5 protein-coding genes are annotated in these 5,541 nt (G+C 70.0%); 1 reads left to right on the top strand and 4 read right to left on the bottom strand.

What is annotated here, in order from left to right; all coding sequences use genetic code 11:
• The 4 genes from ACLN58_RS17005 to ACLN58_RS17020 form a co-directional block, all read right to left on the bottom strand.
• Positions 1 to 544 (bottom strand): cupin domain-containing protein (locus tag ACLN58_RS17005; protein ID WP_415856433.1); only part of this gene is annotated, 544 nt, incomplete at its 3' end.
• A complete protein-coding gene (locus tag ACLN58_RS17010; protein ID WP_415856434.1) occupies positions 541 to 1,503 on the bottom strand; it encodes a PmoA family protein in 963 nt (320 codons plus the stop codon). The genes ACLN58_RS17005 and ACLN58_RS17010, both read right to left, overlap by 4 nt.
• On the bottom strand, positions 1,500 to 2,693 hold the full coding sequence (locus tag ACLN58_RS17015; RefSeq protein ID WP_415856435.1) for a Gfo/Idh/MocA family protein: 1,194 nt from the start codon (positions 2,691 to 2,693) through the stop codon (positions 1,500 to 1,502). Before ACLN58_RS17015 ends, ACLN58_RS17010 begins: the two co-directional genes overlap by 4 nt.
• A 13-nt stretch (positions 2,694 to 2,706) precedes the next feature.
• A complete protein-coding gene (locus tag ACLN58_RS17020) occupies positions 2,707 to 4,002 on the bottom strand; it encodes an ABC transporter substrate-binding protein (RefSeq protein WP_415856436.1) in 1,296 nt (431 codons plus the stop codon).
• A 221-nt stretch (positions 4,003 to 4,223) separates the two neighbouring features.
• On the opposite strand from ACLN58_RS17020, the gene ACLN58_RS17025 reads away from it, so the two are divergent.
• Positions 4,224 to 5,132 (top strand): DMT family transporter, encoded by a 909-nt coding sequence (locus ACLN58_RS17025; RefSeq protein WP_415856437.1) that lies wholly within the window; start codon positions 4,224 to 4,226, stop codon positions 5,130 to 5,132.
• Positions 5,133 to 5,541: the final 409 nt, after the last annotated feature.

Raw genomic sequence — 5,541 nt, forward strand, 5'->3', positions numbered from 1 at the left:
GCTCCTTCCAGTGCGGAACTCGCGGCGCGACGAGCCTCGCGGCGGCCGCCTGGAACTCTCGCAGGGGCCCGAAGTCGCTCTGCCGGGCGGCCGCCTTGAGGACGCCGTATTCCGCGAGCGCGGCGTCCCGCCGTCGCTGGGCGGAGCCCTCGGGGTCGGCGGGGTCGAGGGCCGCGGCCTTCGCGTACCGTTCGGGATCGGCCACGTCGCTCGCGGCGAACGTCATGACCGCGTCCCCGGCCTCGGGGAGCCCAGCGTTCGTCATGACGACGAGGAGCTGGAGGTCGTGGAGGTTGACGAGCCGGTGGATCGTCCCCGGGCTGAACCACAGGAGGTTGCCGGGCTCGAGCTCGTGCTCTTCGTAGCCGGACAGCCGGAGGGTCTCGACGCGCCCCCGCCCGCCGATCACGAGGTAGGCCTCGGTCGACGCCGTGTGGAGATGGGGCGTTCCGCCCGCGGCGCCGTCTTCCGCCGGCCAGTCGTACACGTCGATCCGGGTGAGCGCCGTGCCGCCCGGGAAGCCGACGTGCGCTCCGCCGGTCATGAGCCTGACCCGCCCGAGGCCGCGGCCGCCGTCGTCCGTTCGAAGGCGCCCCGGGCAGCGGAGGCGAGCTCCTCGAGCCGCGGCGCGTCCGCCGCGCCGTCGGAAATCACCACGGCGTAGCGATTGACGAGGTGCTCGCCCGCGCCGAACGGGACCTCCTCGCTGAAGAACGGCGCGGGTCCGAGGCACCCGAACGGCTCGCTGCGGGCGAACCACTCGGGCGGGTGCTGGCCGTTGCCCGGATAGTCCGCGATGAGGATCGTCGAAGCGGCGTCCGTCTCGTCGTGCCGGCCCACGAAGGCCGCCCACGGGTGCCGCGTGCCGCGCAGGGTCTCGCCCGTGGCGCCGCCCGGGCCCACGATCGTGCCGCCCGTGAATGAGCGCGGGCCGCGCCAGAACAGGCCTCCGTAGCCGGCATTCGGACGTCCTTCCGTGGTGGGGGAACCGATGCGCAGGTCTTCGCCCGAGATGTTCTCCATGTCGCTCTCGAAGACGAGCGTCCACGAACTCGGATCCTCGGCCGGCAGAACGCTGACCGTGCGCGTCTCCGCGACGACCGGCGTGCCGTCCTGTCTGTGCCACACGAGCTCGTGGGTCAGGACGAATCGGCCGTCCTCCGCCGTCTCGAGCGCCGCGAACCCGGTGTGCTCCATGCGGCCGTTGTTGTCGAGCTGGACGTAGCCCTCGTCGCGGCGGAACGTGGGCCCGCCCCAGAAGTTCTCGCCGCTCACGTGGGGGAGGGACCACGCGAGCCCCTTGTGCCACAGGTGATCGTGGGGGCGGAACACGGTGACGGTCTCGCCCGCGCGGGTGCGGAGCGGGTGGAAGTACGGGCGCGGCGACTCGCGCTGCGCGTCCGTGGCCCGGTACGTGTAGACGGCCACGTCGGTGCCGTCGAGCGTGACGGTCACGGTACCGGCCTCTTCGTCGTGCTGCCACGTGGGGAGTGCGGCGCTCATGCGCTGACCTCCTCGGAAGCGATCTCGGATTCGACCTCGGCAGCGACCTCGGCGGCAGGGTCCGCGGCGACCGGCTCGGAGTCGATCGACCACGGGTCGAGGAGTCCGTCCATGCGCTCGAAGAAGGGGTTGCCCGAGGCGATCTCACCCCTCGTGATGGGCCTGCCGGTCAGGGCCGAGGCGTAGATCGCGGCCGCGAGCTCGAGCGTTCCGGACGCCTCCGCGAGCGTCACGGGGGCTGGGGCGCCCGAGCGCAGGCTCGCGACGATCGCCGTGTACTGGTCCGCGTGGCTGCTCCGCGACGGCTCGCCGGACTCGGGCCACTCCTGGGCGAGCTCCTCGTGCCCCTTTGCGGGGGTCAGGCGCCAGTCGGCGTCCGTGTAGCCGTAGACGTGCTCGAGCTCGATGCTCGCGTTCTCGTAGTCGAGGCGGATCACTGAGGACTCGCGCGGCGAGATCACCGAATTGACCACCGTGACTAGGGCGCCGCTTTCAAGACGGACGACGGCGGCGGAGACGTCCTCAGTGTTGGTCCGGCGGGCGAGCTTCGAGGCGAAGGCCGTCACCTCGCGCCACGGGCCCCACAGGTGCAGGAGCAGGTCGAACTGGTGGATGCCGTGGCCCATCGTGGGGCCGCCGCCCTCCACGTCCCACTTGCCGCGCCACGGGACGTCGAAATACGCCTGGTCGCGGAACCACAGCGTGTTGCACACCCCCACGAGCGGCTTGCCCAGCGCGCCCCTTTCGGCGAGGCCGCGGACGCGCTCGGCGGCGGCGCCGAAGCGATGCTGGAAGATGCAGCTCACGGAGCCGGCGGAGGCGGCCTCGGCCTCGCGCAGCTGGGCAAGCTCGTGCAGCGAGAGGGCGGGCGGCTTCTCGATCACCACGTGGACCCCGCGCTCGAGGGCGTCGAGGGCGAGCGGGGCGTGCGACGACGGCGGCGTGCAGATGGCGACGGCGTCCACCTCCGCCTTCTCGAGTGCTTCGGCGAGCGTCGCTGCGGTGTGGCCGATGTTCCACTTCTCGGCGAACGCCGCGGAGCGCCCGGGATCGATGTCGATGGCGGCGGTGAGGACGACTCCCGGCTGGGCGGACAGGGCCTTCGCGTGGGAGTTCGCGATGCCTCCCGTGCCGATGATGGCGAAGTGAAGGGGTTTCGGCTCGATCGGGGCAGTACTTGTGGGTGTCATGGCTGCTTTCGGACTACTTCTTGATCATGGACTTGAGTTCGCTGATGAGTGCTGGGGCCGACTGGTCCGGGGTCTTGCGCTCGAACATGATGTCGGAGGCGTAGCGGGTCAGGAGCTTGCCGAGCCCGCTGGCTCCCGCCGGGGCGATCGCGGGCGACTGCTGGACCTTGCCCTGGATCGCGTTCGTGAAGTCGATCGCGGCCTTGTCCGTGGCGGTGAGCTTGGGCGTGATGGCGCTGCGGACCGACGTGTTCGCGGGGATGCCGCGCTCGGTGAGCATGATCTCGCCCGCGGCCTTGCTGTTGGTGAGGTAGTCGAGGAACTTTGCGGCGGCGTCAGCGTGCTTCGTGCGGGAGGACACGGACCAGAACATCGAGGACTTGAAGTATTCGCCGGGCTTGGCCTGTGATTCGCCGGGCGGCCGGAGGAGCTTGAGCTCGTGGCCCGCGGCCGCCGAGTAGGCGGTGAGCTGGGTGTCGAAGAGGGGCGCGAACGCGGCCTTGTTGGTCGCGAGCCGCATCTGGCTGAGCGTCGCGGTCGAATCTTCGACGATCGCCGACGGCTGCGGAGTTGCGCCGGACTTGATGAGCGCGAGCAGGTTGTTCCAGAAGGAGACGAGGGTGTCCGGGTTGAGGACCACGTTGGCGTTGTCGTCGAAGACCTTGTCCCCGTGCTGCCCGGCCCAGACGTAGAGGGCGGTGTCGTCGAAGCCTGGAATGATGCCCGCGATCCCGGGGAGCTTCTGGGCCACTTGCTGGCCCAGGCGGTTGAAGTCATCCCAGCTCCACGTCGAATCGTCCGGCATCGGGATCCCGGCCTGCTGAAGGAGTTGCGGGTTCGCGGCGATCGACGGCGAGGCGACGCCCGTCACGAGGGCGTAGAGCTTGCCCTTGGCCTGCCCCGAGTCGAGGAGGCTCGAGTCGATGCCGGACGTGTCGAGGCCGTTGATCTTCTTGAGATCGAAGAGGGCCCCGCGGTCGCCGTATTCGCGGAGGTAGCTCCCATCCATCTGGATGATGTCTGGCGCGTTGTTCGCGGCGACCTGGGTGGCGAGCTTGTCCCAGTAGCCGTTCCAGTCGCTGAATTCGCCCGTGACCTTGATGTTCGGGTTTTCCTTCTGGAAAGCGTCGATGACGCCCTGCGACGCCTTCTGCCGGGCGTCGCCGCCCCACCAGAAGAAGCGGAGGGTCACGGGGCCGGTGTCCTGCGAGGCCGAGTTCGCGTTGCTGCAGCCGGAGAGGAGCGCTGCGGAGGCCGCGAAGGCAACCGAAAGTTTGAGGGTTTCCCTGCGGGTGAGATCAGATCGCATCGTCGCGGATCCCTTCTGGGGGTAGGGGCATTCGGAAAAAGTGATCGGTCACTAAATAATGTGTGACCGATCACTTTTTCGTCAAGGGGTTGCCGGGGACTCCTTTCGAGACCGGAACGAGGATTCGGGCACAGCCGAATGGTTAAGACTGTCGGTGCCGAGCCCTACAGTTGGCTGGTGATCGATCTCACCCAGCCTCTGGAACTCCGCGGAGCGCGCCCATGACGCGCCGCACGTGGCTCCTCTTCGTTGCGATGTGCCTCATCTGGGGCGTCCCATATCTGCTCATCAGCGCGTCCGTCGCGGAGGTGAGCCCCGCGATGGTCGTGTTCTCGCGCACGGCGATCGGCGCCGTCGTCCTTCTGCCGTTCGCGTGGCGGCAGCTGCGCGCGGTGTGGGCCCACCGCTGGCCCGTGCTCGCGTTCGCGCTGCTCGAGATGGTGGGCCCGTGGTTCCTCCTGAGTGACGCCGAACGGCATCTCTCGAGCTCCCTCGCGGGGCTGCTCATCGCGTTTGCGCCCGTGCTCGCGCTCGTCGTCGCGCGCATCATCGGGCTCGAGCGGCGGATCGGCGGCCTCCGCGTCCTGGGCCTCGTCGTTGCCGTGGGCGGCGTCGCGGCGCTTGGCGGCGGGGGCATGGAGTCTTCCGGCGCGTGGCCCGTGGTCGAGATGCTCCTCGTGGCCGTGGGCTACGCAATCGCGCCCCAGGTCGCCGCGGTCAAGCTGCGGGACGTGCCGGCCCTGCCGATGACGGCGGTGTGCCTCACCATCGCGGCGCTCATTTCGGCTCCGTTCGCGGCCGCGACGTGGCCTTCCACGGCGCCCTCGCTCACGGCCGTCGGATCGCTCGTGCTCCTTGGGCTCCTGTGCACGGCGCTCGCGTTCCTGCTGTTCTTCCGGCTCATCGCCGAGGCGGGCCCCGCCCGGGCGACCGCGATCGCGTACGTGAACCCCGTCGTCGCCCTCGCTCTCGGTGTGAGCCTCCGCGGCGATCCGCTCACACCGCTCATCGGTGCCGGCGCCGTCCTGGTTCTCGCGGGGACGTTCCTCGCGACGCGCCGCTCGCGCCACGAGTTCCCGACCCCTGCGGCCCCCGATGCCGCGGAACACGAGGGAGCGCCGGCGGCCTGACCGTCCTGACCGTCCGTGGTGCGCCACGGCCGTCTGCCCTGCCGCATGGCCGTCTGCCCTGCCGCATGGCCGTCCCTTGTGCCGCACAGCCGTTCCGGAGAGGCATGACCGTCCCGCATGCGCGACGGTTATGCCTCTTTCCAACGGTTGAGCGGCTCAACGGACGGTTGAACAGCAGAGGGGACGGTTGGGGCGGCGTCGGGGCGGTTTGGCAGCCCGAAAACGGTTGCCGGAACCGTTACCGATCCAACCCGCCGAGCAGGTCCCCGAGACGCCGAACCGCGTCCCGCGTGCTCGGCGCGAAGCCCTCCGGGTGCAGGGAACCGGGCAGCGCGAGTGCGGTGTCGTAGGGGAGCGCGATCGCCGAGGTGCCCGGTCGCTGGCTCAGCACCGAGGCCAGGCAGGCGTC

The organism is Sinomonas sp. G460-2 (assembly GCF_047759905.1).
Classification (GTDB): Bacteria; Actinomycetota; Actinomycetes; order Actinomycetales; family Micrococcaceae; genus Sinomonas.